Below are 24868 nucleotides of genomic sequence, written 5' to 3'. Positions count from 1 at the left end.
TAGTAGTCCGCGTTGTTTAAACTAGTATATTCGTTGTAGGGTGATAGGTTTGGGTATAAGGAAACTTACTGACTAGAAATAAATTAAGAGACTTAGTTTCTTCTGAATATGGGCAGCAGCTCATCTTGCTTGCTCATCAAGCCCAACAACATACTGTGCCAAACTTAGTAACTTTTTTCACTAGAGTGCAATACTTACATTTATTTAAACGATTTATAAAAAGAGGCACAATAAGGATGAATTTTTTTGTTGAAGCTTTTATAATAGAGTGAGAGAAGACAAAGAGGTGAACGATTTGTTAGATGGTTGGTTTTTATGGTTTATTTTATTTTGGGTAGTCGTCCTTATTTCGCTAATGGCTATTGGCGGATTTTTCATGTTCCGCAAGTTTTTAAAAGCTTTACCAAAGCAGGATGGGAAATCAGATTTAGATTGGCAGGAATTTTACTTAGATAAAACGATTCATCTATGGGGACAACCTGAGAAGGAATTTCTATATGAGTTGGTGAGCCCAGTACCTGAGCTATTTAGACAAGTGGCGAAAGAAAAAATTGCAGGTAAAATTGGCGAGCTCGCTTTAGAAGAAAAGGCGACAGCTATAGACAATGATTTAATTATACGCGGTTATATTCAAGCTACGCCTAAACGTGACCACAAATTTTTACGTAAAAAATTAGATCAAATGCAAATTGATGTTACCCCATATGAGCATCTTTTTGACTAATAGGATGCAAAAAAGCCGCACTGCAATAGGTGCGGCTTTTTTTGATATAGAACGATTTAATTAGTTTAGCGATTTATGCTTTATTTAAATAAATGATCAAGCGCTTGGTAATCTTGTTGATAGCGCCCACCGTCTGCCACTTCTGCATGATACAGTGCTTTTAATGCATAGTTTTTTTGCAAATCCATATCCGCCATTAGCTCTTTTAATCGGTCATGCAATTCACGGTTTTCTTTTACAAGCAACTGCATCTGTGGTTTAAAATATTTCATCTAAGTAACTCCTCATTTTTTAACATGGTTCCTAGTATACCACGTTGTCGATTAGAAATCGCTTATTGCACCATATCCTCTTAATACAAAAAAATATTGTATACGTTAAAAAAACTACAACAGCAAATGTGCTAGTGTAGTTTCTTTTCTTTACATATTTTTTAATGGAATCGTTTTCTTGATTTTTTTAAATTGAATCAGCATTGCAATTCGCCAAGGCAATAGCATTGCAAATGCTAAAATCCAAAACATACCTGCTAACTCCCCGACATCTATCGAGCTACTTAAAATCATTTTTGCCACAACACGGAAGATTAACAGCCCAACTAAAATAAATACAAACGCTTTTGAACGTTTTAAATAAATATCGTGACCTTTTACTTCAAATTTCGAAGTAGCAATTAAAATGGTCGAGAACACCATACCTACCGCAGCAGCTTCTAAAATCTGCATAGGTGGCACTCGAAATTGTGCAAATAAAAACATTAACGCACCTGATGACATGGCAATAGGTGGAATGATAATTTTCTTCTCATTTGTAGGTTTTTTGGAAGCTCGCATACGTAATACCATCACAAAGCTACCCATTATAATGGTCATTATAGTCGAACCTATAACATAATATTGAGAAGGGATATTGCTTAACATAAAGAATCCTCCTCTGATGTTAAATTAGCAACTTTGACCAACTAGCTGGTCTGCTACAGCTCTTAATTTTTCTGGCTCGAAAGGCTTTGTAATAAAATCTTTCGCTCCACTTTCAATTGCTTCTACAATTAATTTTTGTTGTCCTAATGCTGTAATCATAACTATCTTTGCATTAGGAAATTCTGGGATGATTCTTTTTACAGCCGCAATACCTGTCATAACGGGCATCGTTACATCCATTGTTACAAGATCTGGTTGTAACTCTCGATACAGCTCTACAGCTTCTTTACCATTCACTGCATTGCCAACTACCTCATAACCCCATTCAGTAAACATATTACTGATTGTAACACGCATAAATAGCGTATCATCCACTACTAAAACTGTAGGCACGTATTCATCTCCCTCCACGTTAAAGTATGGTATGCCCTTTAGTTTAGCAGATTAGAAGCCAATAAATCCACCGAAAATAGGCTGCAATAATCGCGTGATATATGTTAAACCATCAAAGAATAACAATATCCCCACCGCAATCATAATATAGCCGCCAACTTTTACGATTTTTTGACTGTGTTTGCGAATCCAATTCATACGTGAAATGAAGAATGATAACACAAAGAATGGAATGGCAAAACCTAAATAGTAAGCAAACATATAGCTAAACCCTGAAGAAGGATTTGCTCCAGCTAACGTAATAATGGACATTAGAATTGGACCTGTACATGGTGTCCAACCCGCCGCAAATGCGATGCCGATTAATATGGAACCTATATAGCCGGATGGTCGATTTTTGAATTGAAATTTTCGATCTTTCATTAAAAAATCAATTTGCAGTAACCCTACAATCATTAACCCAAAGATAACGATTAAAATGGCGCCAACTTGACGCAATAATGTTTGATAGTTTAGGAAGAATTCCCTTGCTAATGATGCGCCTAGACCAATCATAATAAAAATAATTGAAAATCCTAATAAAAAGAATAGCGTATGCAAAATAGCACGCCTTTGCATCATGCCACGTTCAGATTTTAGCTCATCCAAAGTCATTCCCGTTATGTATGATAAAAATGCTGGATACAGTGGCAGAGTACACGGTGAAATGAAGCTTAAAAAGCCCGCTCCAAACGCTAGAAAAACGTTAATATCAGTTTCCATATTTTTCATTCTCTCCTTACAGTTACTGCCTCCATCGTACCAAAAAACAATGGAAATTGCGCCCTTAATGCTTGTGAACGTTTCTTGACGAAAAGTTGTAGAAACTGCGAAATCTTTTTGCTTTGCAAAAGGCACTTCTGAATTATGCGCCCGCTACGTTTTTCTGTCAACGAAATTTGCAATAATACAAGAATTTAAAATAAAGCCCTTTTATGTTTGCTAATCAGAAAAAAGGTACTGAGAAAGCGATTCTCAATACCTTTTACTAAAAAATTCACTGCTCTATGGAATCATCCAAGATAGGACATTACTTTGTAAAAAGGTTAGTATACAGATAAATAATAGCAACATCACACTATACTTTAATGCGAAGCGCAGCAATTCTGATTCTCTCCCTACAAGTCCAACCGCGGCGGCGGCGACTGCGATAGATTGTGGCGAAATCATTTTACCGGTTACACCACCCGATGCATTCGCTGCAAGTGCAAGCACCGGTTCCATTCCAACAGAATCAGCCGTCACTTGCTGGAGCTTAGCAAATAAGACATTTGAAGATGTATCAGATCCTGTAATAAATACACCGAGCCAACCTAGCACAGGTGAGAAGAATGGGAATAATACACCCGTCTTCGCTAAAACTAAAGCAAGCGTTGTCATCATACCTGCTGTATTTGTCACATAGGCATAGGCAACGACACTACAAATCGTAATAAGCGGGTACTTAATTTCATTTAATGTTTCAAAAAATGTTGTTCCCCAATTGTGCCATGAAACGTTAAAAATAAATTTAGAAACGATGGCAGATAATAAAATAGCTGTACCTGCCGCACCTAGAAGTTCTACCTTATAGAAAGCTGCAATTGTTTCCCCCGTTGCGCCACTCACTACTTGATTATGTAAAAGCGGTACTTCAGCCGTAAATGTCATCGCTTGCCCCACTAAATTTACCCCTTTTAAAATAACATTTGTACCGTCATAATTTCCCGTTAAAGCACTTTTGACTACAGGAATCCCCCAGCAAGAAATAAAAGCCGTCAATATAATAAATGGTGACCAAGACTTTATGATTGTTCCTCCGCTGTACGACTCTTTTTTAGACATTGTATCAGCTGTAATCTCTTGTTCGGAAGCAAAACGATAAATCGTTTTCGGCTGCCAAAACTTCATGAAAACGGCAAGTGCAAAAAGTGATACTAGAGCAGATAAAACATCCGGTAATTCAGGACCGAGAAAATTCGAACTTAAAAATTGTGTGACAGCAAATGAAATACCAGATACTAAAATGGCTGGCATCACTTCCCAAGCTTTTTTAAAACCAGTCATAATAAAAATTAAGAAGAATGGAATAAAGACTGCTAAAAACGGTAATTGACGTCCAACCATTTTTGAAATTTCAAATGCGGCGATACCCGTTTGGTCCTTCCATAGCCGTAATTGGTACACCGATGGCACCAAATGCAACTGGGGCTGTATTTGCAATTAAACAAAGACCTGCAGCATATAACGGATTAAAACCAAGACCTACTAATAATGCTGCTGAAATAGCAACCGGTGCGCCAAAACCAGCGGCTCCTTCTAAAAATGCACCAAATGAAAACGCGACGAGTAACGCTTGAATACGGCGGTCTTCGGTTATCGATAAGACAGAATAACGGATAATATTAAAATTCCCTGTTTTAACCGTGATATTGTATAAAAAAACCGATGTAATAATAATCCAACCGATTGGTAGTAGACCATACACAGCCCCTTGTGTGGCGGACATTACCGCTGTCCCTAGCGGCACTTTAAATGCAATGGCAGCCAATAATAAAGAGACAAGCAGAGTTGTTAAACCTGCCATATAGCCTTTCATTTTTTTTATGGCTAACGCCCAGAAAAAATAAAGTATTGGTATAACAGCGACGATTGCCGACCACGTCAAACTATCCCCCACAGCAGTAAAATTTTGTGTAAATGTCAAATTGCATACCCCCAAAATAAAAAGTTCTCCCCAATCATGACAATACGGCATTAACAGATTGTTGATGTTTTCAGTTGCAGTCTAATAGAAGCAAGACACGACTATCACGAGCCTCTTGCTCCTCCAATGCTACTATCTTCGTTTTGTCAGACTTGTAAAAACGTCAATTGAAGTTATCTTGTAACTAAACATTCAACACTTTTTTGCTAAGCTGGTTTACGCCCTCCAAACTTAAATAGATTAGGTCATCTGATGACTATATGTTAAAATTATATGAACTAAATTTTAAAAATTCAATATATTTTTAAAATAAAATTTCCATTTTAGCTACTTTAAGTAGCAATTACTAGCAAAACTGTACAATATTTTAATCCTAAACGCCCAAGAAAAGTATTCATGAGAAACAGTGAGTAAATTAGCATTCTTCATGTATAATATACTTATATAGAGCAATTGATTGAGATGAATGAGGTGTAGCTCCTTGGAATTAAAGAAAATTAAACCGAAAAAAATATATGAGGAAGTATCAGAAATGCTCTATGAAAAAATTCGAGCTGGCGACCTGAAACCAGGAGATCGTCTTGACTCTGTCGAACAACTTGCTGAACAATTACAAGTAAGTAGGTCTGCCATAAGAGAAGCCTTATCTGCACTAAAAGCAATGGGCTTAATCGAAATTAAACAAGGTTCCGGCACTTTTGTTAAGAGCACTCCATCCAAACAACTTGACTTCCCACTTTCAACACTCACATTAACAAATAAAAAAGATGTCTCCCATCTATTAAAAGTACGCAAAATTATTGAAGTGGGTGCCGCTGCCAGTGCTGCCATTCATCGGACAGATGAAGATATACAAACAATGTTGCGTATTTTAGATGACATGAAACTAGCACAGGGTGATGGAGAGCTTGGCGAAAAAGCGGACTTTCAATTTCACGCGGCAATCTCTGCTGCCTCTCAAAACCCCCTACTGGCAACAATTTTAGACCAAGTATCCGGTTTAATGATTGAAACAATGAAAGAAACGCGTCGTATTTGGTTGTATTCTAAAAAAACGACAAGCGAAAAATTATATGATGAACATATGCAAATTTTTCTTGCCATTAAACAACAAAACGAAGAGCTAGCAAAGCATGCAATGTCTTCTCATTTAAGCAATGTAGAGGAAGTTTTAATGCACTATTTCGACACAACCGAATCTACAAAGGAATAAAATTCATAAATTGCCAGAGCTAATGTTATCGCAAAAAGTGTTAGATTGATTGAACACAATCTAGCACTTTTCTTTTTTGTCCCTCCCCTATTTTTTGAAAATTTGCAAATAGCACTTCCACCCATCTTATAGGTTGTAGTATGATAAAAACAATCTAACTGTCCACCAAGTCATCTGATGACCAGTTGATTAATCAATTGAAATTGCAAATCCATACAAAAGGAGCGAAAAGCATGAAAGTAACATTGTTTGCGACTTGTTTAGTCGATATGTTTCAAGGTGAGGTAGGAAAAGCAGTTGTCGAAGTTTTAGAAAGACTAGGTTGTGACATCGACTTTCCAGAAAATCAAATTTGCTGTGGACAGCCTGCTTATAATAGTGGTTATGTACAGGATTCGAAAAATGCGATGAAAAAAATGATAACTGCTTTTGAACATGCACAGTACGTCGTCTCCCCTTCTGGCTCTTGTGCTTATATGTTTAAAGAATATCCTGAAGTATTTAAAGGGGACCCTATATGGGAAGCGAAAGCACAGGCGTTAGCTGCTAAAACATATGAATTCACGGAATTTATTGTAGACATTCTACAGATTGAAGATGTAGGTGCACATTTAGAAGGTAAAGCGACATTCCACACCTCTTGCCATATGACTAGATTGCTCGGTGTGAAAGAAGCACCAATGAAATTATTAGGAAATGTTAAAGGTTTACAATACGTAGAACTCCCAGGAAAAGACCGCTGTTGTGGTTTTGGCGGCACATTTTCAGTAAAAATGGGGAATATTTCTGGAGAAATGGTCAATGAAAAAGTACTAAACGTGGAAGAAACGGAAGCAGATATTTTAATCGGTGCGGATGCGGGCTGCTTAATCAATATCGGGGGGCGTATTGAGCGACAAGGCAAACCCATTAAAGTGATGCATATTGCGGAAGTACTAAACTGCCGATAAGTGGCTTTTAGAGGAGGATAATCGAATGGCAATGAAAACAAGCGATGATAGGTTTAACAAGCGAGTATCGAAAGAGTTAGAAAATACCTTTATGCGAGGTGCGGTATCCAGTGCACAAGAACGCTTTCAAACGCGCCGATTACAACAAGCAGATGAGCTTGGGCACTGGGAAGAATGGCGTTCACATGGTGAGGAAATTCGCCAGCATGTTCTCGCCAATTTAGATTATTACTTATATCAACTGAGTGAAAATGTAGCAAATCGTGGTGGACATGTATATTTTGCTAAAACTGCCGAAGAAGCTACTAGCTATATTCAACAAATCGCCGAAAAAAAACAAGCGAAAAAAATCGTCAAATCTAAATCCATGGTAACAGAAGAAATCAATTTAAATCCCGCGCTCGAACAACTGGGCTGTGAAGTGATTGAAACAGACCTTGGCGAATATATTTTGCAAGTTGGAGATCATGAACCCCCATCGCATATCGTCGTACCAGCATTGCATAAAAATAAAGAGCAAATTCGCGATATATTTAAAGAAAAACAAGGCTATGAGCAAACAGAAAAACCAGAAGAACTAGCCCTTTATGTTCGTGAAAAACTACGAAATGAGTACTTAACAGCAGATATTGGCATTACTGGCTGTAACTTCGCTATCGCAGAAAGTGGCTCCATCACACTCGTTACAAATGAAGGAAATGCTGATTTAGTAACCGCCTTACCTAAAACACAAATTACTGTGATGGGCATGGAACGAATTGTGCCCACGTTCGAAGAAATGGAGGTCCTCGTTAGTTTATTAACGAGAAGTGCTGTTGGGCAAAAGCTAACAAGCTATATTACGACGTTAACTGGTGTAAAAGATGAAGGCGATACGGATGGGTCAGATGAATTCCACTTAGTTATTGTCGATAATGGCCGTTCAGCTATTTTAGGGGGGGAATTCCAACCAATTTTGCAATGTATTCGCTGTGCAGCTTGTGTTAACGCTTGCCCTGTATACCGTCATGTTGGTGGACATACGTACGGTTCAATTTACTCAGGTCCTGTCGGTGTTGTGTTGTCACCATTGCTAGGTGGTTATGATGATTTCAAGGAGTTACCATATGCCTCGACTTTATGCGGCGCTTGCACAGATGCATGTCCTGTCAAAATCCCATTGCATCAACTGATTCATCGCCATCGTCAGGTCATCGTTGAAAATGAAGGAAGAGCCCCGGTGTCCGAAAAGCTTCTTATGAAGGCGTTTGGCTTAGGTGCTTCCTCCCCTACTTTATACAAAATGGCAACGAAAATGGCAGCACCAGCCATGTCTCCATTTACAAAGGATAATAAAATTTCAAACGGCCCAGGACCATTAAAAGCGTGGACAGAAGCAAGAGATTTCCCAGCTCCGAATAAAGAAAATTTCCGAAGCTGGTTTAACAGCCGTACAAAAGGAGGTTCTGAATAATGGCAGGAAGCATTGTAAATAGAGATGCATTTTTATCGAATATTGCCAAGCAACTTGGACGAGCACCAAAAACACAACTAACAAAACCAGTTTGGCAATACCAACCTCAAGACCGTGTGTTAAAAGATGCTACGAAAGATGAACTCGTTGCTGTCTTAGCGAAGCAATGTAAAAATATTAATACTGATGTTATAGTTACTACTACAGAAAATCTAGCAACGGATTTACAAAAAGTCGTAGAGCAATACGGTGGTCGCTCTGTCATCACATGGCAAGACGAACGCTTTGAAAATTATGGTTTAGCTCAATTGATGCATACACAATGGTCACAAGTCGATATTGAACTTTATGTATGGGATGAAACACAGCCAGAGGAAAATATCCGACAAGCCGAAAAAGCAAATATCGGTTTGACAATTAGTGAGATGACTTTAGCCGAATCTGGAACAGCCGTCCTATTTAGCGATAAATATAGAGGGCGAACGGTAAGCTTTTTACCAGAAAAGTCGATAATTTTGATGCCAAAAAGCACCATCGTTCCACGCATCACCCAAGCAGCTCGATGGATGAGCCAAAAAGTTCAAAATGGGGAGCATATCGCTTCTTGCATTAACTTTATTACAGGTCCTAGTAATTCCGCAGATATCGAAATGATTCCTGTCGTTGGTGTCCACGGCCCGATTAAAGCCACTTATATCGTTATCGAAGATCAATAATGATGGAAACAGGCATGCCAGATGTACTGCATGCCTGTTTTGCTTTATATTGAATCGATCCGATAGTGGTTATCGCCACTAAATCCCCCGTTTGCGCCACTGCTAGAATTCTACCTATTTGGTATTAGTTTGCTATTCTTTGCTAGCGTTTTGTCATCGTAAAATTCAGGATGCGCTTCCTTTAAAACTGACCTCCGCAGTAATATAAGTGTCATTATCACTATAATTATACTTGTCACTAGCAATATACCGGTTGCTGGGAGAGAATCGTATAGTACTCCATAGACAAGCATACCAATTGGCATCATAGACATCGCCATTGTTTCCATTAGTCCAAATACGCGTCCGCGATACTCCTCGGAAATAAGCTTTTGCATAAAAACGCCTAGAGGCATATTTACACCCATTTCAAAAATAGCAAAAATAAAATACAACCCAATATAAAAGATAACAATCATTGCATACGATAGATTCGTCACTAAAGGGATTACCGCAAAACTTAAGCTATTTGAAAGCAACAATAAACTTATTTTAGAAAAACGAAGTGGCACTTTTATTTCGGCACGTGATGCAAAATAGATGGAGGCCACTAACATACCACCCGCCCCCGCTGCTTCAATAAAACCAAAATGGGTAGATTCAACCTTTAGTAATTCGATGATGATATACGTTCCACCAACGACAATGGCAGAGAAAAATAAATTAATCCACAACGATAGCCACATCACAACTTTAATGACCTTATGTTGTTTGATATAGCTAAAGCCTCCAACAAGTCCTTGCCATATCTTTTCCGCTTTAGCAGTGTCCCCTCGCGTACTATACAAATTAAAATTCATCGTGGCCTCTAAGCAAAAGGCTATCGCGTACGCTACCATATGAACTATTAAAAATACTTCCATAGAGAAAAAGCCGTACATCATCCCACCGATAACAGGTCCCCCAACAGCCGCTACAGACACCGACATTTGGTTAAATGACATTGCCCGCTGTAAACGTTCTGGATTAACGAGTGTTGCAATTGCTGAAGTAAAGGTTACGCTCGAAAATGCTGAACAAAGCGTATAAAATACGGTAGTCACATAAATCGCATTAACAGACATACCAATTGTCTCTGTATAAAACAATAAACTTGCCATCGTTAAAATCGTTCCAGCTTGTGCTATTAATATTGTTCGTTTCTTTGAATAATTATCTGCGACATATCCTGCTAATGGCGCAACAAGTGCTCTAGGTAATATGGAACAAATCATATTTGTTGCAAAGCTGGTAGCGGAACCCGTCATCGCTAAAATATACAAACTAATACCAAAAGACAATACATGCGACCCTAACATTGCAATCATTTTACTGGCGGTAAAAGTCCACAAATGATAGGTCGCCTTTTTATATTTTGCCGCTTCACTCATTAAAAAACCCCTCCATATTTTAATTTAATTTAAAAGTTTAATTTTATTAAACAAAATATAACACGATTCCCACTTTTCGCGCAATAAAAAGTTTAATATAATTAAACAATTAGGTGGCATCGAGTTTCTCTTTTGCTTTTGGCAAAATGTATAGACTTTACAAAGATTAGTGATTATTGTTAGTAGTAAAGAAAGGAGGCGGGGCAGTGGACTCTTTAGGCACGCGAATTCGCAAATTACGAAAAGAACGAAAATTAACATTAGAGGCGCTTGCTGCCGATCGTCTAACAAAAGGTATGCTCAGCCAAATAGAAAACGATAAAGCGAAGCCATCGATGGAAAGCTTAGAATATATTGCGGAACGACTTGGAGTCAAAGCAAGTGAACTACTTGAACAAGTAGCATCCTCTGATATACGTCAGTTGCTGGAGCAAGTAGAAATTATGTTTGCTGAAGTAAGACGAGGAGATGCGGATAACCATCAGCAAATTGTTGATATCATTCAACCTTATATAGAAGATTTCCCTCTTAGCTATGAAGCAGGACGTTTACTGTATATCTATGCTGATGCCCAATATGAGGCAGGTTTATTGACATGGGAGGCGCCGCTACACCAAGCACGGCAAATATTTAGAGAAATTAATTTATTAAGCCATTGGTTAAAAACTTATATTCTACAACTCGCTATTTTGTCAGAAAATCGTCGATACAATGAGGCTTATCGCTGTATTCTACAAGTAAAAGAAGAAGTTGCACATGAAAACTATCAGTTAGATTCCCGAGATACTGCAAAATTAGCTTATTATATTTGTATTTTTCAACTAGCCATCGGTGAACATGAAGCTGGTAAACAACTCATCAAAGAAACGATAGAACATGCACATCAAAATCAATTGTTTTATCATATCGATGATTTATACCGTATTGGTGCCTATTGTGCGATGATAGATGGTGACTTCAAACAGGCGGATAAAATGATTATGAAGTTGGAGCAATATCGCATGTTTGTTGAACAAGCTGATGTCGACGCCTTTATATACGTCTTAAAAGCCCATTATTATAACAATTATACTCATGATTATAAGCAAGCATTAGTTGAAATCGAACAATTCCGTGCACTTACTGGCTCCACTAAACTAGATTCGAATTTTTATTACGCTGAAAAGGGAAAATCGTTGTATTTACTTGGTCGTTATGCGGAATCACTTGAGGCCTTTAACCACTTTACAGAAATCCCTATTTTCATCTCACATCCTTATGATTTGCTTAGTATGAATGAATGTTTTTCCTATAAAGCTCTTTGCTATGCACAGCATGGTGAATTGACGACTGCCTATGAAATTGCCAAAAAAGCTTATATTGACTCAATCGATTTAATTGACCTTCCATATAAGCAAAAAATTGAGGAAACCTATTTAACGATTAAAGCACAAATCGATTCGAGGTAATAAACGAAGAACGGGACATTGAAAAAAGTGTTAGAATGACCGCTGTCAATCTAACACTTTTACCTTATGTTACGCAGATTTATGATGTGCTTTTCTTATTTCTAAAATTTTTGAACCAGAAAACAATAATAAGGCTACCCAAATAATACTGAATGCCAACAGCTCTACTGGACTGAACGGTTCCTTATACAGAACGACACCCAAAATTAACACGATGGTCGGTGCCACATATTGTATAAAGCCCAATAAATAAAGCGGAATATTTTGAGCACCTTTTGCAAATAAAATTAAGGGCACTGCTGTTACAATCCCACTCACGACCATGAGTACATCCGTTTGGATATTGACGTGTAAAAATGACGCTTGGCTTGTTGTAAATAAATAGACGTAATATCCTAGTGCAAACGGCAGGATAAATAGCGTTTCAATGGCAAGTCCCCTTGTTGCATCCAGGGTAATTTTCTTCTTCAATACCCCGTAAATAGCAAATGATAACGCAATAAGAATTGCCACCCAAGGCACTGTCCCATAGTTTACCGTTAATATGATGACCGCAATAAAGGCAATTGCTGTTGCAACCCATTGTGCACGACTCAAACTCTCTTTAAAGAAGACCACACCAAAAATAACCGACAATAGTGGATTAATATAATAGCCAAGGCTTGTCTCTATTAAATGTTCATGTGTTACTGCCCAAATATATAAGTACCAATTCATTGAAATAACAAAGGAAGCACAAGCTAGTTGCCAAAAACTCTTCTGGTGCGTCCATAAATATTTTAAATCAGCTATTAAATCTTTACGCATACCGACAATAATCACTACTAATACTGTAAAGACGAAAGACCATATGACACGCCCTAATAATATTTCCATACTCGGCACATGCTCAAGCAGTTTCCAATAAAGTGGGAATGCTCCCCAAATAGCATAGGCTAAAAACGCTGCCCATACTCCTTTTTTCTCGTTTGACATTGTCTTAAATTCTCCTACTCTTCTTAAATCACTTACGATTTCTCGTATTTCCACATGATGACATTCATAATGTAAAGAATAGACTAATTATAGGACTTTGATTGGCAACTGTAAATGCACAAAATTACTATGGACGTGTTGTTTATCGCTTAAACACGTTTTGTTACGCTTTATTCTCACTTTCTAGCTCAGAAATATATTTTCGCACCATACTATAACTTATATCAGGATTAATTTGACGTTTTATACGAATATGAATTTCTTTAATGCCTACACCTTGCTCTCGCATATCTCGAATCATTGATTTTAATGGGCCTGATAGCGATTCCTTTGAAAGAGCTGTATATTTACTAAGCTCAATTAGCAAGTCGGTATTCTGTCGACGGAGTTCCTTCAGCTCATCGATTACACAATTATATTCGGTAAGCTTTTTTTGTAGCACCGCATTTTGCTGCGTTAGTTTTTGTATGTCTGCTTCAAGCGTTGTGTTTTGTTTTTTTAAACTTTTCTGTTCTTGCTCCAAAACAAGTTGCTTCTCATCTACATCAAGATGCATGTCATTTAATAATTTTTCAAAATGAAGTAATTCCTTATAGCGACTTTGCGTTAACACCATGAGCGTATCCGTCGTTAGAACAGCTAGTGTACCATCTTGCATTTTTTCCCATGTTAATGCTGATTGATCCATTTTGCTCATCACTTATATCTCACTCCATTACTAAATTGTTCGTGTAATGGGATTACCTTGTTCAACATCTTTCAGCTTCCTTCGTTATGATAATCATTCTCATTTACCTTATCATAATGACAAAAGTCTTTTTTGTCAAAATAAAAAATACAGGCTTCTTAAATTTAAGGAACACAGCAATCAGCCCAGCCAGTTAGTTTACTAGAGACATCCATCTTAGTGTTGCTTTACAGTCCATAATAAAAAGAGAAATTGCGCAGTGCAATTTCTCTTTTTGTTTGAACTGATTGTAATTATAAGTCACCCTCGGTAACTTCATTATTATTGTTATTACCTTTGCCATTACCGTTACCTGGCTTTACAACCAACACATCAAATGTTAGTGTATGCTCACCATACGTTACTGTAATCGTCGTATTCCCTTGACCTTTTCCTTTTACGGCACCTGCTTTTACAGTAGCTATTTTATCATTTGCTACTTCGTATGTTGCCAGATTTGTCACATCTTTTTCTGTCGTTTTACCTTCAAAAGTAGTAACTTCCGTAATTTTAATCGCAACCTCTTTACCAATTCTTGTTTCTAACTGCGCTTGGTCAATTTCTAATGTGACAATTGGAGTTTCTACATTAGGTGCTTTCACTGTCACATTCATCGTCACTTCATTCGCACCGTATGTCATAGTAATTGTCGTTGTGCCTTCCCCTACTGCCATTACTACGCCATTGACTACAGTGGCAACATTTTCATCTCCAACAACATACGTAGCTTTAGACGTTACATCTTGCACTGTTGCTTCACCTTCTGCAGGTGTTGACGTTTCTGTTAGCGTTAGTTGTGCTGTTTCTCCAGTTGTTAGGTTGAGCTCAGTTGGATTTACAGAAAGTGTCACTACTGGCTCTACCACTTCTTTTTCATAGATCACTGCTTCCCCAACATTCCCCGCAGCGTCATTAATTTTTACTGTAACCGCATTCGTTTCTGCTGTTACTGGGAATGTAAAGCTACCGTCTTGATTTAGTTCAAATGCAACTGGCGCTTGTACTTCCCCATTTACCGTCGCAATATAGGAAGCTTTTAATTTATCATTTAAATTGTAATTTAAACCGTATGCACTTAACGCTACATTGTAATCAATATACTTATCTGTTACCTGCCCAGTAGCAACGCCTTGCGCTACTGAACCAGTAATTTCTGGTTTAGTCGATTTGACAAAAATTGGTCCAACATAGTCTGACACTACGCCTGATGCTGCAAGACCAGTAAAGTCAATTGTATACACACCATCTGGAATCGTTGTGGCAGGTGCCGATCCCCATGGTTTGTATTGCCCACCTACTTTTAGCGTATAAGAACCTTTTCCTAGTGCAGTCCCTGCATGTATATAGCCAATGTAGCCATCTCCATATTCTCCGCCTTCTGGATTCATAATATCCCAAAGCTCAATATAGTTCGTTGTTACATCTCCAGTTAATGTGAATGATAGTACAGCCGAGTCTTTCACTCCATCTCCGTTAAAGGAAAGATCCGTTTCTGTAATAGTCAAGTCTTTCACTTCAGTTGTTGCCTCTGCGCCAAAATCGGCTGCAAATGGCAATGAAATTTCTGTAGCTCCATTACCGATGTAAATATAACCTAGTAATTCAGAGCCGTTTGGAGCGGAAGCTTGCGAAGCTGTTAACGTAATATTTAAAACTTGCTCACCTACTAGATTAAATGTTGGCTGGTCTACTGTAACAGTTGCATCACCAAATGTTTTTGTTACATCAACTGAAACATTATAGTTACCGCCGTTCCCTTTGATATCTTTTACTAATACTTGTTTCGTGACAGAAATATCTCTATCTTTAAGTGATTGTGGACCGAAAGTAACGGTACCTTTCAAGTTTTCTGCCACTGCACCCGTTCCATCTAAAATTGCGCTATCAAGTGCATAAGCAAGAATTTCCGGATGAGCTGCAGCATATGCATTGACACGCCCTGCCCCTTGAGAAAATACATCGTATTTTGTCTTATCTAAAACTTTTGCTGTATTAGAAAGCGCTACTTTTACATCGAACGCATTCCAATCAGGATTTGCTTGTTTAACTAACGCCGCAATACCTGCGATATGTGGTGTTGCCATAGAAGTACCTGTTTTACGAGCATATGCTTCAGCATAATTGGCATTAGGGAAATCTTTTTTATACATTGGAATCGTAGACATAATATTTGTTCCAGGTGCACTTACATCTGGTTTAATATCAAAGTTTGGTGTAGATGGACCACGTGAACTAGAAGAGTTTACCTCATCGCCCGTAGTATTTGTTGAAGCAAATTTACTAAAGCTTACTTTTCCTGCGCCACTTGCTAAAGCAGCGCGAATGGCAGCACCATCTGTTTGGGACATATCAAATGTTGGTAAAAACTCAAATGAATCACCAAGGAATGTGCCTGAAATGTTTGGTGCATTCGTTCCACCAGCAAAGTTATGAATAATTGTTGCAACTGCTCCATTTGCCTTTGCATTGGCGATTTTATCAACGAATGCGATACCGCCTCGAGAAATCAAGGCTACTTTCCCCGCCACATCGATTCCTTCATAGTCTTTTACTTCACCGTTTCCAGGGACAGCTACTAAATCAAATTCCCCTTGCAGCTGTGTTGCTACATTTTTCCCAAAAGTCGTACCCATTAACGGAAGTTGTTTTGTTAAGTTGTAATTGCCAACGGTAACTTTGACTTCCCCGTTATACATTGTTTCAGGATTCGTTGTGTTCCCTACAGCAATTCCTAAACGAGCCGTTGCAGGCGTACCCATTGTTCCGCGATTTGGACCAGAGTTTCCTGTTGCAATGACTCCGATTGTGCCAGCTATCATTGCGTTATTAATCGCAAATGAACCAGCGTCTGTTTCAGAGTTTGCTCCCCCGCCAAGCGAAAGATTGATAATGTCCATTTTTTCTAATACAGCCGTTTCAATTGCTTTTACAATACCGGATGTAGCACCACTTCCGTAAGCCCCAAGAACACGGTAAGCATAAAGGTCTACTTTTGGTGCAATTCCTTTAATACCGTATTGATTAGCTCCGATTGCTGCAATTGTTCCCGCAACATGTGTACCGTGAGAAGTATAGAATGCGCTTCCTTTTTCATTAAACTCCGGTGTTCCAACTGGACGCTCCGAAGGTAATGTTTCTGATGCATCGTTATCTGCACGAGGCTTCGAGTAAGTTGATGAATATGGAATAAAGTTTTTTCCACCTTTATAAATTCCAGCAAATTCAGGGTGATCGGCGTCAATACCCGTATCTAATACGGCTACCTTAATGCCTTGTCCTTCCAATCCTTCGTTCCAAAGCTGTTCAATGCCAAGGAAAGAATTACTTGTATTCATTTGCGCTTCTACCTGATCTTCCTTAACCAGTTCCGATGATTTCATCGTATCATCTTCTGATGCGTAAACAATGGCATCTGGTTCGATTAATGTAATGCCTTCGATTGTAAGCAATTTTGGAAGATCATTTGCTTTTACAGTTGCTGCGAAGCCATTTAACACTGTATCGAATGTGTAGCCTTGCGTCATCTGAACATTTTTAACAGCTAACTCTTTTTGTACTTGTGCTTGTTGTGCTTTTACATTAGAGCGAGCTTCATTTGCCTGAGCTTTAGAAAATCTTTGGCCTTTAAGTTGGCTTATTCCTTGCTCTAGTGCCACAGGCATTTCAGATAAATGAACAATAACTGCCACCTCTTGATTGCCTGATACATTTTGTAAGCTTTCATGGAGCGTTGGACCATCTTTAGACAAGCTTAGCTGTTCAGCGATAGCAGCCTTTAATTGAATAATACTTTCGCTTTGACCATCCTGCTTGAATGGTTTCGATTCTTCAGCACTAGCACTCGATAATGGAGCCAAGAGAGAAAGCACCATAATGAAAGCTAAAATACTACTTAAAAATGTCGTTAACTTAAACTTTTTCAAATCTCATTTCCCCTTCCTCCTTTAATTGTCACACTTTTCAGTTTAGTGTGATATTTCCAATTTATCACAAATAAACTAATTCGAATATCGTAATATTTGAATATTTTGAAATATTGATAGAAAGTAGCATTTTCAATTAGTTGTGTTATATCTATATACCTAGTAATTTATTAAAAATTAGAACTTAAAAAGGATAAATGAATTATAAAATTCATATTCAATTAATCCTATAAAGATAGGAATTTTATATCAGATAGTTTAGTTGTTTACAGAACATCAGGAGAGTAGGGAGGGGGAAATCGGGTGAACATTAAAATAGCTGGCGATTATTAAAAACCGCCAGCTAATAGCATCGTAATAGAAGATAATGGAATGTCCTTATTTTGTTTCATTTGTTGCAGCAGCTTGAATTTCATAGAAAGCCCAGTGATTGTTTGGAATATCCTTAAAGATTGGTACTGTGCTATCTGTCAATACTGGACGATCGAAAAGTCGATTTAGGACTTTTACCGCCTGTGCACGTGTTAGTTTCTCTTCAGGTCTAAATTGACCATTACCTGAGCCAACCATAATACCCATCGAGCTTATGCGTTGGATTTCCTGTGCAGCCCAATGCGTAGATGCCACATCACTGTATGTTTCGCCGTTTGCTGTTATTGCACAATACGGCGTATCTGTAGTTCCTTCTGCACATTGCTTATCAATCCACCTTACAGCAATGACCGCCATTTGGGCTCTCGTTATCATATCGTTCGGACCAAATGAACCATTTTGACGACCTTGCATAATTCCTTCGGTACGAACATACTCTATATCATTTTTTGCCCACGAAGCAGCTGTATCTGCATAAAAAACATTAGATGCTTCTGGTACATTATGATTACTTAGGTTTCTTGCTAGCATTGCTGCCATTTGCGCACGTGTGACATAGGCATTCGGACGGAATGTACCATCTGCGTAGCCTTGAATATAAGAAGCAAATGACTTGCTATCTTCTGTAGGTTCCTTTTCGGGTTCTTCTTGTTGTGCTTGTTCTGCATATAGTAAAGTAAAAGTAGAAAAATGCTGCACATCAAAAGCAATCGCTGTTTGCCCTTTCGCAAATTCTACAATACGTCCACGGATGATTTCGGCTGAACCATTACTATGCTCTACGTAAACCATCAATTGTTCCCGTTGAGCTGAAGTTAAATTCGCAGGTAATGGTAGTAGCACTGTTACTGGACGATTTTGTAGATTTGTGTCAATCGATATTGATTGACCAACAAACTTTACATTAGCGCCATGACTCTGTTGTAGCACTATTTCCGCTTGTTTCGCTCGGTCTTCGATTGCTTTTTGCCTTAGGGCATCCTTAATCGGAACGATTCGGAAGTAAATATCTTCATTGAAGTCTGTCATAGAAGTAAAGGGAACATCTATTTTGACCATCGTCATATCAATACCAAAATAGGATTTACTCTCTAGTAATCGTTTAGCAGCCTCTTTAGCAAGTATCACCTTTGTCTCACTTGCTGGTTGCGCCATCTCGGGAATGACAAGTCGAGATTTTTTATCTTCTTGATTTGCTAATTTTCGAAGAAACTCGTTTGCATTTGCCACCGTAAAATGCACGCTATCTTGGAAACTACCGTTACGAAATACACGTGTTAACACGGTTTGTAAGAGTACCTCGTTTGGCTTACGCGGATCTACTATATTCACCATAACTTGATTACTTGGTACAACGGGGTCAGGACTCGCTGTTGATGATCCCCCATCTCCTGGTACATAGTTTGCTGACCATAGCGCATACAATACGAGGTTCCCTTTCCCCATTTGAAGCGTTTGCCCTGCTTTATAAGTAACGCCTTTTCCATCAGCTTTCGTATTCCAACCTACGAATGAAAAGCCAACTTTATTTAAATTCCCATGATTTAACACCGTTATTGTTTCCTGCGTTTTATAGCGCTTCGAATCGATAGGCACGTTCCCCCCATCCGCTCCGTTGCTGTCATAGATAACGGTGTACGTTGGCAATGCGCTCGTTGTAAAATGCCAAGTCGTAGTATTCGTAATGCCGTCATACACATTACCAGCCAAATCAATAAATGCTCCTGCATCAATTTGAATGCTATAAGCCGTGTTATTATTTAAATCCTTTGTAGGATTTATTGTCACGCTGTGATTCGCGATTGAAACATTGGCATGCGTAACGTCAATCGTTTCAACAATTTGATTTGTAGAAGCATTGCGAATTACAATATTTTTATTCGTAACTGGTAAGATCTTTTCATTAAACGTTAGCACAAGATTATCTGTAGGCTGTACATTCGTTGCCTGATGCGCTGGGAAATAGGTTGTTATTTCAGGAGCCTTTTTATCAAACACGACAACTGTTCCTAATGAAACGTCTGTCACTTGTAAGCCATCATTCCCCGCTAAATCTTGATAATCCATTGTAAAAGGAATCGGTCCCTCTGCATCTACTGACTGAAGCGTATAGCTTGCTTGCCATGTTTTAGCATCCCCATCACCTTTATCGCTTACATTTGCTGTTTGTCCTAGAATCGTAACATTTGGCGATTGAATTGCCTCACTTGTCTCAAAGTCGATTGTAATACTATCATTAACCTTAGCAACTGTTGGATTAGCATTGTTTGACACCATAGTACCCTTCTTTACAGTTGGCTTTATGCCATCAACTGTAACAAAGCTGCCATCCGTTACGTCCGTTATCTCTATGGCTGCATTACCTAGCACATCTTTGAAATTGATGGTAAAAGGTGCTATGCCTTCTAAATCACCATGCGCTATCACATAAGTCGCCTGCCAGTTCGTTGAAGCGCCACTTACAGTAGCTGGTTTTCCGGCAATGGTAACAGATGGTGTTTGGATCGTCTTATCTGTTTTCATTGCTAAAGTGATGGTATCGCCTATTTTCGCCTTTGTCGGATTTAGATTAGTCGATTTAATGGTCACTTCTACTGCTTGTGGCACAACTTTATCAATCGCAAAAGTAACGGTAGTCGAGTTTCCTGCGCTATCTGTTACAACCAAAGTATAATTTCCAGTTGACTTTACAATAGTGCCACTTGTAAAGGGAGCTCCATTCAAGGTAGCAGTTCCTTCATTAAAACTTATCGTTACGTCGGTGTTGTAAACTCCACTATTTGCAACACCTGTTATAACTGGAGGCGTTGTATCGAGCACAATCGTATCTGAAAATACATTCGATAGATTACCAGCCGTATCCTTTAGTTGCATATAAACCGTTTTAGTACCATCCCCGCTTGATAATGTCCAACTTTTTGTTGATATGTTTGGCTCCCAACCGGACCACGTAATCCCATCATTCGAAAAGCGCATTTCTATCGCTTCTCCTTCTGTATCCGTTGCCGTCATTGTTAAGGTAACGTTAGGAGTACTTGTAAATGCTAGTCCATTATGAATAGTCATTGTGCCTGTAGGTGCATGATTTTTAGTAACTTGGATTATAAACTCCTTATCAAACGTATTGCCAGCCTCATCTGTTACGCTTATCGTAATCTTATAACTATTTTTCGTATCGTAGGCAAATAACGCATTTGTCTTCAATACATTTCCATCAATCGTAAAGAAGCTTGTATCCCCTGACTGTAATGCATATGTGAATGTTGGTGAACTTCCTGAATCTGTTGCTGTCAATGTTCCAATAGTTGTACCAATGGGTTTCTTTTCTTGTATAGTCGTATTACTAAGCGCAATTTCGGTAGGTGGTGTAGCATCATAAATTATTTGCAATTCATTTGAAGCTTTATTGAATGCACCACTACTATTCGCAACAACTTTTTCAGGAATTTTAATTTTCACAGCTCCATCTGCAATCGGTGATATTTGTGCCGTATATGTGGTACCGCTTCCTGATAGAGATATAGCATTTCCATTTGTAACAGCTATATCATCCACCGTAAAGCCTGTTACTGACTCACTGAATACCGTCGTTATAAGAATGGGATTGCTATTAGTTGGGCTAGTCTTATTTGATGAAATGGTCACGTTAGGGCGTGCTTTGACAATAAGGTTCATCGTATAGACACCGCTATCATTCATACCGTCGCTTACCTTAAATGCAAACGTTGAAGCAGTACCATTGTCGGTAATGTATTTTAACTTACCTGCATCTAAGTCAACTTTACTAACTGTCATACCATTTGGAATGGCTTCGGCAGCATCGAACTGCCCATTCAGATTGCTATCAAGGAAAAGTTGGCCACTAGTTGGGATTGCAGAGATTTGAATCTGTTTTAACGTGTCGCCAGCATCTTCATCAGAAAAAGCAAAAGAAGTAGAATTAAATGTATACACTTGACCTTCATTGACATTTACCGTTCCATTACTGGATGTAGGTGGTTTATTTAATGTAAGTGTTGTGACCTGCTGCATCGCATAGGCACTCTTGGAGCCATCAGCATCTTTGACAATAACATTGAAATAATAGCTTGTATTAGCAGTAAGTCCTGTAACATTATAGGACGTAATATCTTTAGCATAACCGCTTCCTAAAGCTGTTCCATTGGATTCAATGGCACTAACCGTATCAATATTATTACTACTAGATTGATAGACGCGGTATTCTAAATCACCTTGAGCTGTTAAATCGTCAGATGCTTTCGCCCAGTCCAACTGTACTCCTGATGCAGTGATAGTTGAAGGCGTAATTGCGCTATTGGTAACGGTTGGCGGATTATTAGGAATATCGATTGTAAAGTGTGTAAATGTTACATCCCATATCCCCGCCTGTACAGTACCTATAAACTGTACACTCACAGTAATGACAAATGAGTGAATGCCCTCTAAATTTACTGGAATATCATAAATTGGTTCATGAAAGGCAACGGTCTTAAAGGTTACGGGACTTCCTTTTGGGTTTCCGTCTTGATCATACCCTTGAATCGTTAAACTTAGCGCATCGTTTGCGTTATGTTTATTAATCGTATTAATCTTGAATGATTTTAAATTAAAGACACCGCCCGCAAAGTTTTCGCCAGCGGAAATTCGAATTGATTTTGGTGGCGAATATTCATTTGCATCAATATAATACCCAGCAGGAAATTGTGTCCCATCACTATACTTTAATAAATCAAAACCATCATCACCAGTACGACTTACTACAAAGCCATTATTCGTATCAGCTAGCCATGTAGGTAGTGTTAAATCTTGTGTACACTTAGGAAAATTCGGTGTATCACAACTAGCCGCCTCTACTTGAACAGGTGACAAAAAACTAATCCCAGTCAATTGGCTAAAAGTAATCAACAGCAAACATAGCATCATTATAAAAATCTTTTTTCCCATTTTGGTTCTCCTTTTTAGTTGATTCACACCCTTCGCCAAAATCATTCCTAGTTTCTAGAAGGAAACTCTCCAAATAAACAAATAATGAAATTCAACCCTAAATACGGTTGCATATTATTATGTGGTTGACTTCCACCTGCTTGATCGATCGTCATCGCATTCATGGTTGTATTTCCTGAAACTGAATAAGCAGGGAGTGAGCCCCTACCTTGCTGTTCGGTCCAAATTGCTCCCGTTGGCTCATTACTTGTTGTTGGTACATTGTTACAAGCGGCCAGATGATGATGACTTGGCATTTCTGTTGTTAGTAATGTAACAGTAGCAGAACCTCCAGTTGTTCCGATATTTCTTGGCGTTAACCCTGCACCTGTTCCTTGATGAATCGCTGCCCTCCCACTTAAATTGGGTAAAGCAAAGGTTGTCTTTCCATCTCCTCCATAAGTATTACCTATGATGGCAAATAACGTACTATTCGAAGCTATGCTTAGTAACTGACCATTACAAAATGCCCAATTTTGTGGCGCAAAATTACCACCAAATATTCTAATTTCTCCCGTGTAGGCTTCTGACATGATTTCTTCACTTCCTTTTTCTTTAATTTCTTGGTGGATAAATGCCAACTAAAGCTATGCAATAATTCGCCACACTGTATGGCTGCATATTTTGATGCGGCTGTGAATTGCCAGATAATGATAAAGCTTGTGCATTCATATTCGTATTTGGTTGATTAACTGAATAGACATTATCAGTGGATGTGCCCCATACATTACCAGTAGGCGTTTTCAATGAAGTATTTTCCGAACTAGCCGTGACAGCATGGTTATGCGTCGGCATTTCATTCAAGGTTAACATATGTGTTTCTTGTCCAGCTTTTTGTCCTCTTGTCACACCATTACCTACATGAACTGGAACCCTGCCTCTTAAATCAGGTAAGGCAAATGTCCGAATGCCATCACCTCCATAAGTTGTGCCCAATAAGGAGTATAAGGCTTGGTTTGAATTAATTTGTAATAATTGCCCATTACAGTATGCCCATCCATTTGGTACGCCTGCAAAGCTAAATAATTTGATTTCACCTACAAATGCTTCAATCATCTTTTCTTCCTCCTAATTAAATGATGGGTACATACCGTAAAGAGCGATGATATAACTAATGGTTAAAAAGGGCATTACATTGTCATGAGGCGCATTTCCGCCAACACTTGAAATGCTTGTTGCCTTCATTGTGCTATTTGGTAGTTGTGTCGAATATTGTATGTTTTTCGCCCAAACAGCATTTTCTGGACTAGGTGTTGTACCAGCAAGAGAAGAAGCTTTCACTAGGTGCGTATGAGCTGGAAGTTGGGATGTACTTAAAGTAACAGTCTCCGTTCCCCCCATTTGTCCCATTATATAATTAGTCCCAGTTATTGGGTTATGTCCTTGGTGAACAACGACTCTACTTTGATAATTTGGCAAAGCAAAATTCGTTTGTCCATCCCCTCCATAAGTCGTACCAATTAAAGAAAAGAGCATTTCATTTTCTGCAATAGGTAAGAGCTGGCAATTGCACAAGCTCCATCCTTGTGGAGCATAGTTACCTGCAAACATTCGAATTTCTCCGACATATGGTTCCATCTAAAACACCATCCTTTAAAATTTTTTAACTTCAAACATTACATTACTGTAAAATAGATTAATTTGGTTAAAATTTTAGAATATTTACATAAAATAATATAATATACCTATAATTAACATTTTTATTTCAACCATATCGATTAGCCTATTATGTAGTGGTGATTAATCACTCCTTCATGGCAAAAATTAAAAATGTACGTATATAAACGACAATGCAAGCCTGCTAAGGTTGACAGCATGCCATTGCAAGATACTAATTTTCTCTCATATAAATACATTCAAATTAAAAATACTAAAAAAAGAAACTACCTAATACTGACAAATGTTAATAGTTAGAAAATTAACATTAAAAAATAGAT

General features: G+C 38.3%; 18 protein-coding genes and 1 pseudogene. 6 read left to right on the top strand and 13 right to left on the bottom strand.

All coding sequences use genetic code 11. The features are described from left to right. Nucleotides 1–295 precede the first annotated feature (295 nt). Nucleotides 296–724, top strand: a complete 429-nt coding sequence (locus LO754_RS08980; RefSeq protein WP_025219274.1) for a DUF2621 domain-containing protein — start codon at nucleotides 296–298, stop codon at nucleotides 722–724. An 80-nt stretch (nucleotides 725–804) separates the two neighbouring features. Here the strand turns inward: LO754_RS08980 and LO754_RS08975 are convergent, their stop codons facing one another. The 5 genes and pseudogenes from LO754_RS08975 to LO754_RS08955 form a co-directional block, all read right to left on the bottom strand. After that, the gene (locus LO754_RS08975) at nucleotides 805–996 is read right to left on the bottom strand and encodes a hypothetical protein (RefSeq protein ID WP_024363544.1); all 192 of its coding nucleotides are present in this window, start codon (nucleotides 994–996) and stop codon (nucleotides 805–807) included. A gap of 150 nt (nucleotides 997–1146) precedes the next feature. Next, a complete protein-coding gene (locus tag LO754_RS08970) occupies nucleotides 1147–1644 on the bottom strand; it encodes a cytochrome c biogenesis protein CcdC (RefSeq protein ID WP_231786065.1) in 498 nt (165 codons plus the stop codon). Between the two features lie 24 nt (nucleotides 1645–1668). Then, nucleotides 1669–2055, bottom strand: a complete 387-nt coding sequence (locus tag LO754_RS08965; protein WP_029747323.1) for a response regulator — start codon at nucleotides 2053–2055, stop codon at nucleotides 1669–1671. A gap of 33 nt (nucleotides 2056–2088) precedes the next feature. After that, nucleotides 2089–2799: a cytochrome c biogenesis CcdA family protein gene (locus tag LO754_RS08960; RefSeq protein WP_024363541.1), complete on the bottom strand. Its 711-nt coding sequence runs from the start codon at nucleotides 2797–2799 to the stop codon at nucleotides 2089–2091. Nucleotides 2800–3081: 282 nt separating this feature from the next. Next, nucleotides 3082–4762 (bottom strand): annotated as a pseudogene (locus tag LO754_RS08955) (L-lactate permease). Between the two features lie 481 nt (nucleotides 4763–5243). Between LO754_RS08955 and LO754_RS08950 the strand changes: the two are divergent. From LO754_RS08950 to LO754_RS08935, 4 genes are all read left to right on the top strand, one after another. After that, complete coding sequence (locus tag LO754_RS08950; RefSeq protein WP_024363539.1) at nucleotides 5244–5975, top strand: FadR/GntR family transcriptional regulator; 732 nt, start codon at nucleotides 5244–5246, stop codon at nucleotides 5973–5975. Between the two features lie 233 nt (nucleotides 5976–6208). After that, the gene (locus LO754_RS08945; protein WP_108030559.1) at nucleotides 6209–6925 is read left to right on the top strand and encodes a (Fe-S)-binding protein; all 717 of its coding nucleotides are present in this window, start codon (nucleotides 6209–6211) and stop codon (nucleotides 6923–6925) included. A 25-nt stretch (nucleotides 6926–6950) separates the two neighbouring features. Further along, nucleotides 6951–8378: a LutB/LldF family L-lactate oxidation iron-sulfur protein gene (locus LO754_RS08940; protein WP_231786064.1), complete on the top strand. Its 1428-nt coding sequence runs from the start codon at nucleotides 6951–6953 to the stop codon at nucleotides 8376–8378. Further along, entirely contained in the window at nucleotides 8378–9094 is a 717-nt protein-coding gene (locus LO754_RS08935; protein ID WP_231786063.1) for a LutC/YkgG family protein, read from the top strand. The genes LO754_RS08940 and LO754_RS08935 overlap by 1 nt, the downstream gene beginning before the upstream one ends. A gap of 110 nt (nucleotides 9095–9204) precedes the next feature. On the opposite strand, the gene LO754_RS08930 is transcribed toward LO754_RS08935, so the two are convergent. Next, nucleotides 9205–10503: an MFS transporter gene (locus LO754_RS08930; RefSeq protein WP_231786062.1), complete on the bottom strand. Its 1299-nt coding sequence runs from the start codon at nucleotides 10501–10503 to the stop codon at nucleotides 9205–9207. A gap of 206 nt (nucleotides 10504–10709) precedes the next feature. Between LO754_RS08930 and LO754_RS08925 the strand changes: the two genes are divergently transcribed. Then, nucleotides 10710–11951, top strand: a complete 1242-nt coding sequence (locus LO754_RS08925; RefSeq protein ID WP_231786061.1) for a helix-turn-helix domain-containing protein — start codon at nucleotides 10710–10712, stop codon at nucleotides 11949–11951. Nucleotides 11952–12020: 69 nt separating this feature from the next. Here LO754_RS08925 and rarD read toward each other — a convergent pair whose 3' ends face one another. The 7 genes from rarD to LO754_RS08890 form a co-directional block, all read right to left on the bottom strand. Next, complete coding sequence (gene rarD, locus LO754_RS08920; protein WP_108030556.1) at nucleotides 12021–12926, bottom strand: EamA family transporter RarD; 906 nt, start codon at nucleotides 12924–12926, stop codon at nucleotides 12021–12023. A gap of 163 nt (nucleotides 12927–13089) precedes the next feature. Then, nucleotides 13090–13623: a hypothetical protein gene (locus LO754_RS08915; RefSeq protein WP_231786302.1), complete on the bottom strand. Its 534-nt coding sequence runs from the start codon at nucleotides 13621–13623 to the stop codon at nucleotides 13090–13092. Nucleotides 13624–13907: 284 nt separating this feature from the next. Continuing rightward, the gene (locus LO754_RS08910; RefSeq protein ID WP_231786060.1) at nucleotides 13908–17576 is read right to left on the bottom strand and encodes a S8 family serine peptidase; all 3669 of its coding nucleotides are present in this window, start codon (nucleotides 17574–17576) and stop codon (nucleotides 13908–13910) included. Nucleotides 17577–17954: 378 nt separating this feature from the next. After that, nucleotides 17955–22892 carry an S-layer homology domain-containing protein gene (locus LO754_RS08905; RefSeq protein WP_231786059.1) on the bottom strand — a complete coding sequence of 1646 codons (4938 nt, stop codon included), beginning with the start codon at nucleotides 22890–22892 and terminating at the stop codon, nucleotides 17955–17957. Nucleotides 22893–22939: 47 nt separating this feature from the next. Further along, the gene (locus tag LO754_RS08900; RefSeq protein ID WP_024363529.1) at nucleotides 22940–23464 is read right to left on the bottom strand and encodes a phage tail protein; all 525 of its coding nucleotides are present in this window, start codon (nucleotides 23462–23464) and stop codon (nucleotides 22940–22942) included. Between the two features lie 22 nt (nucleotides 23465–23486). Then, nucleotides 23487–23987 carry a phage tail protein gene (locus LO754_RS08895; RefSeq protein ID WP_024363528.1) on the bottom strand — a complete coding sequence of 167 codons (501 nt, stop codon included), beginning with the start codon at nucleotides 23985–23987 and terminating at the stop codon, nucleotides 23487–23489. Nucleotides 23988–23999: 12 nt separating this feature from the next. Beyond that, on the bottom strand, nucleotides 24000–24509 hold the full coding sequence (locus LO754_RS08890) for a tail fiber protein (RefSeq protein ID WP_231786058.1): 510 nt from the start codon (nucleotides 24507–24509) through the stop codon (nucleotides 24000–24002). Nucleotides 24510–24868: the final 359 nt, after the last annotated feature.

It is taken from the genome of Lysinibacillus sp. GJ-1, from assembly GCF_021166035.1.
In the GTDB taxonomy this organism is placed as follows: domain Bacteria; phylum Bacillota; class Bacilli; order Bacillales_A; family Planococcaceae; genus Lysinibacillus; species Lysinibacillus sphaericus.
The sequence above is the reverse complement of the archived record's forward strand: the minus strand, read 5'-3'. Positions and strand labels throughout refer to the sequence as shown.

Coding starts and splice junctions, on each gene's coding strand:
- LO754_RS08975 (WP_024363544.1), bottom strand. CDS start 996: ATGAAATATTTTAAACCACAGATGCAGTTGCTTGTAAAAGAAAACCGT.
- LO754_RS08970 (WP_231786065.1), bottom strand. CDS start 1,644: ATGTTAAGCAATATCCCTTCTCAATATTATGTTATAGGTTCGACTATA.
- LO754_RS08960 (WP_024363541.1), bottom strand. CDS start 2,799: ATGGAAACTGATATTAACGTTTTTCTAGCGTTTGGAGCGGGCTTTTTA.
- LO754_RS08945 (WP_108030559.1), top strand. CDS start 6,209: ATGAAAGTAACATTGTTTGCGACTTGTTTAGTCGATATGTTTCAAGGT.
- LO754_RS08940 (WP_231786064.1), top strand. CDS start 6,951: ATGGCAATGAAAACAAGCGATGATAGGTTTAACAAGCGAGTATCGAAA.
- LO754_RS08935 (WP_231786063.1), top strand. CDS start 8,378: ATGGCAGGAAGCATTGTAAATAGAGATGCATTTTTATCGAATATTGCC.
- LO754_RS08930 (WP_231786062.1), bottom strand. CDS start 10,503: ATGAGTGAAGCGGCAAAATATAAAAAGGCGACCTATCATTTGTGGACT.
- rarD (WP_108030556.1), bottom strand. CDS start 12,926: ATGTCAAACGAGAAAAAAGGAGTATGGGCAGCGTTTTTAGCCTATGCT.
- LO754_RS08915 (WP_231786302.1), bottom strand. CDS start 13,623: ATGAGCAAAATGGATCAATCAGCATTAACATGGGAAAAAATGCAAGAT.
- LO754_RS08905 (WP_231786059.1), bottom strand. CDS start 22,892: ATGGGAAAAAAGATTTTTATAATGATGCTATGTTTGCTGTTGATTACT.
- LO754_RS08900 (WP_024363529.1), bottom strand. CDS start 23,464: ATGTCAGAAGCCTACACGGGAGAAATTAGAATATTTGGTGGTAATTTT.
- LO754_RS08895 (WP_024363528.1), bottom strand. CDS start 23,987: ATGATTGAAGCATTTGTAGGTGAAATCAAATTATTTAGCTTTGCAGGC.
- LO754_RS08890 (WP_231786058.1), bottom strand. CDS start 24,509: ATGGAACCATATGTCGGAGAAATTCGAATGTTTGCAGGTAACTATGCT.